3 protein-coding genes are annotated in these 4,275 nt (G+C 54.5%); 1 reads left to right on the forward strand and 2 read right to left on the reverse strand.

The genetic code is table 11. The features are described from left to right. Positions 1–1,114, reverse strand: a 1,114-nt coding sequence (locus QFX31_RS08775) for a thioredoxin domain-containing protein (RefSeq protein ID WP_348531726.1), incomplete at its 3' end; no start/stop codon positions are given. Positions 1,115–1,171: 57 nt separating this feature from the next. Then, a complete protein-coding gene (locus tag QFX31_RS08780) occupies positions 1,172–3,997 on the reverse strand; it encodes a pentapeptide repeat-containing protein (protein WP_348531727.1) in 2,826 nt (941 codons plus the stop codon). Positions 3,998–4,119: 122 nt separating this feature from the next. Here QFX31_RS08780 and QFX31_RS08785 point away from each other — a divergent pair. After that, on the forward strand, positions 4,120–4,275 hold a 156-nt coding region (locus QFX31_RS08785; protein ID WP_348531728.1), incomplete at its 3' end, for a helix-turn-helix domain-containing protein.

Genomic DNA, 4,275 nt, shown 5'->3' on the forward strand with positions numbered 1-4,275 from the left:
CCTTCGGCGAGATCCTTAGCACGCTCTTCCCGTCGCTCTCACCTATGGGCTCCAAGACGTACATCTCAAGCGCATTTTTTAGATCATCGCCAAGAGCATCCCGAAGCTGGTCAAGTGTCCAGAGATAGTATCCGCCCTCGATTCCATCGCTCTCCGCGTCGAGCGCTGAGCAGAACGCACCCTCCGGGGATACCAGCTCATCAGCGACGAAACCCAGGATCTCGTCTGCCACAATCGCATAATCCCTCTTTCCAGTGGCCTGGAACGCCTCAAGATACGCCAGTGACATCAGCGCCTGGTCGTAGAGCATCTTCTCGAAGTGGGGCACGCCCCAGCTCGCGTCTGTTGAGTATCTGTGGAAGCCATACGCGAGCTGGTCGTATATGCCGCCGCATCGCATCTCCCTGAGCGTAAGCTCCACCATCTCCAGCGCCTTGCTCTCCCCGGTTCTCTCCCAGTACCTGAGGAGGAAGAGCAGATTCTGTGCCAGGGGGAACTTCGGGGCTCTCCCAAAACCTCCGTGGGCCCAGTCGAAGATCCCTGAAAGCGCGAGGTACGCTCTGCTCAAAGAGCTCTCATCCGCAATCGTCTCAGGGGAGTGCACATCAGACTTTCGCATTGCGTTCAGCACTTCGGATCCGAGGGCTGTGAGCTCGGATCTCCGGTTTCTCCAGAGCTCCTCGACCAGCGGTACAAGCTCCCTGAGCCCCATCATACCGAGCCGTCCCTCCCTCGGGATGTATGTGGCTGCAAAAAAGGGGATGCCATCTGGGGACATTATTATCGTCAGAGGCCATCCGCCCCTGCCGCTCATTATCTGACAGGCCTCCATGTAGATCGCGTCGATGTCAGGTCTCTCCTCCCTGTCCACCTTCACGCATACAAATGCCCTGTTCAGCATCTCGGCGATCTCCTCATCCTCAAAGGACTCCCTGGCCATCACATGGCACCAGTGGCACGTGGAGTATCCTATCGAGAGAAATACCGGCCTGTCCTCAGCTCTAGCGCGCTCGAAGGCCTCGGGAGACCAGGGATACCAGTCCACGGGATTGTACGCATGCTGCCGGAGGTAAGGGCTCGACTCTCCGGCGAGACGGTTTGGTTTGCGGTCCATATAAGTTTAGAAGTAATTTCACGTAAATTGCTTTCTGTATCCATCATCGATGACGGGTCAGGAAACTTCATTCCTGACCCTCCCGATATCCCTCCTGAGATCATCGCTCATGCTCGCCCCGTCGAGGTTCTGCCGCGCCAGGCTCTCGAGCGTCGGTCTGTCGTACTTTATGCCATCGAGCTTTGCCCCGCGCAGATCGACGTTTGTAAATCCTACCGCGTAGAGCTCAGAGTCGCGCAGATCTGCTCCGGCGAGGCTTGTGTTGGTGAGATACACACCTGTCGCCTTTATCCTCCTGAGGTCTGCCATGCTCAGATCTGAGTTCTCGAACATAACCCCTCTCAGGATCGCATTTCTCATCTTCACGGATCTCATCACAGTGTTTGATTCGTACAGTGCCTCAAGTCGGCATCCGGACATATCTGCTCCGCTTAGGTCTGCCTGACCGAGTTTGACGCTGCGAATCACTAGCTCTGACATTCTCGCGCCTCTGAGAATCGCCCCGCTGAAGTCAGCATCGTCCAGCTTCGCGCCCGTGAGATCCGCTCCCGAGAGGTTCGCCCTCAGGGCATATGCTTTCACAAGGTCTGCACCGCTAAGGTCAGCGCCACTCAGATCTGCCCCGAAAAGCTCGGCTCTTGTTAGAAAAGCTCCTGCTAATCTGCTCTCTCTCAGATCCACCCAGTTCGCCCGCACGCCGAGCATGTTCGCCCTTGTTAGAATCATGTCATGCATCCTCGCCTGGGTTAGATCCGCGCCGATGAGCCTGGCGCCGCTCAGATCCGCGCCCTCCAGAAAAGCGCCACTAAGCCTTGCATTCGTCATATCCGCGTTCCTCATATCCGCCTCTGACAGATCGGATTCTGAGAAATCGACCCCACGGAGGCTGGCCGAGACCAGAGATGCCCGCATCAGGTTCGCGTGGAAAAGCATGGATGCGTCGAGCCTGGCACCATTGAGATTCGAACCGTGCAGATCTGTAAGCAGCATGCAGCACCTTCTCATATCAGCGTTTGAGAGATCCGCTTCTGAGAGATTCGATCCCGAGATGTTGGAGCGCATGACAACTACGCCGGGAAGCTTGGATCCGGTCAGGTCCGCATTCCTGATCACAGAATCCTGCATCATTGCATTCGTTAGATCCGAATATCTTATGATGGCTCCTGTCAGGTTTACCCCGGAAAGATCTGTTCTGCTCAGGTTTGTGCCTCTCAGGTCTGTGAACACTAAAGAGCATCTTCGCATATTTGTGTATGATAAATCTGCGAAAGATAGGTTTGCATACTGTATGGTGGAGCGTCTTATATCAGCGTGTGAAATAACCGATCCTGTGAAATTTGACCTGCTAAGCAAAGCTATTGTCATAGATACGTTTTTCAAAGTTGCACCTACCACTGTAGCTCCGCTCAGATCCACGCCCTGCAGATAGGATCCTGTCAGATCCACACCTGTAGCATTTACGCCTCTGAGATCGGCACGGGTGAAGAATGCGTCGCGGGCGGAAGCTCCGCTCAGATTGCATCCATCCATCTTTGTGCCGTTCAGATCAGCTCCGTCCATCGTGGCGTGGACAAGAGAGGCGCCACTGAGCCTGGCGTTCTCCATCTGGGCCTCTGTGAGATCTGCACGGCTGAAATCGCTCCCGATCAGGTCTGCGCCGATGAGCCTCGCGCCTGCGAGCCTGGCCCTGCTGAGGTTGGTGTTGTGAAGGTCTGCACCCTCGAGGTCTGCATCCGATAGATCTGCCAGGCTAAGGTTCGCATCGTATATCATGCTGTACCTCAGATAAGCTCCGCTCAGATTTGAGCCACTGAGGTCGGAGCCGTTCAGATATGTCTGGTTCAGGCTCGCACCGCTCATGTTTCGCCAGCTGAGGTTCATGTGGCTCAGATCCGCCCTGTCATGGAACGGCTGGTTTATTATTGTGCTGTCCACAGGTAGAGATCTCGGAGAGATGTTGAACCTGCGAAGCTCCACCATATCGAACATGTAAACGTTTGGGCTGTGGATTATGATGGGTATGCCATCAGGATCCGCGCCTTGGAGTATGCGCGCTGCGATCTCTCCAGCTTTCCTGCCCTGCACCTCTCCGCTGCTCAGGTTGCCCCCAACTATGCCATGCCCCAGGCACATCTTCCACACGCCATAGACAGGAACACGGCTGGCCTGCCGGAGAAGCTCGGCGCTCTCCTCATATGTGAAGACCTCGCCGGCTCGGTCTCTGTTGAAAGTCAGAAGAAGCACGAGCGCCCCAGGATCAAGCCTGGATACATTCTCACGCAGCTCATCCGCTGTCACATTATCGAGAACCTCGAAGGTCACGTTGAACTTCGGAACAACACCCTCCAGCATCCTCCTGTTTGCCCTTCCTGTTGTGGTGTTGTCGTTCACGACCACTATCTTATTCGCATCCGGATGAAGCCTGAGCATGAGATCGATCGTATCCTCGATGCTCACGTTCAAGAGAACTCCTGTGAATCCACTGAGATTGCTCAGCATCTCGGGCCTGAAGTCCTTCACACCGCAGAAGACCACAGGAACTCCGGGAAACAGCTCGTCCCTGTTCTTCAGGAGAAACCTGAACGCATCATCATCTGAGGATATTATGACATCGAATTTTTTATCGCCATATCTCTCAGAGTACAGCCTCTTAAGAAACTCCATTCTGGACTCGTTCAGAAGCACCTTTTTCGTGTCCATGTACTCCACTGTGAGATTCGCATCCGGAGCGTCGATCGCCAGCCTGAGGCGCACACCGCTGACGACATCATCTGTCCAGGACATGCCTGGATTGTAGGAGGCAAGCAGAAGCACCTCGCTGGCTGGAGCAGTACCTGATGTGAGCAGTATCAGAAGAACGGCAAACAGGAGATGTACCCTCATGCACGAACACCTGCGAATATTATTGAAAAGAGGGTAATTAAGACTTTCCCAGGCGGAGAAACACCTGTGGAGTCCCGAAATTATTTCGCGTCTCATCTAACTCCGGCGTAATAGTCCGGAATATGAAGCTGACCCAGGCGAAGGTTCGCTATATTCTTCGCCAGAACCGCAAAGGTGTGGCCACGAAAGAGATTGCGAGGGACATGAAGGTGTCACAAAGGAGGGTTCAACAGATCATAAAGTCATACAGAGAGTCTGGACGGGAACCTTTACTGGGA

Source organism: Methanothrix sp. (assembly GCF_030055635.1).
Classification (GTDB): Archaea; Halobacteriota; Methanosarcinia; order Methanotrichales; family Methanotrichaceae; genus Methanothrix_B.

Bases quoted from the DNA above. Each gene is read 5' to 3' on its own strand.
- QFX31_RS08780 (WP_348531727.1), bottom strand. From the start codon at position 3,997: ATGAGGGTACATCTCCTGTTTGCCGTTCTTCTGATACTGCTCACATCA.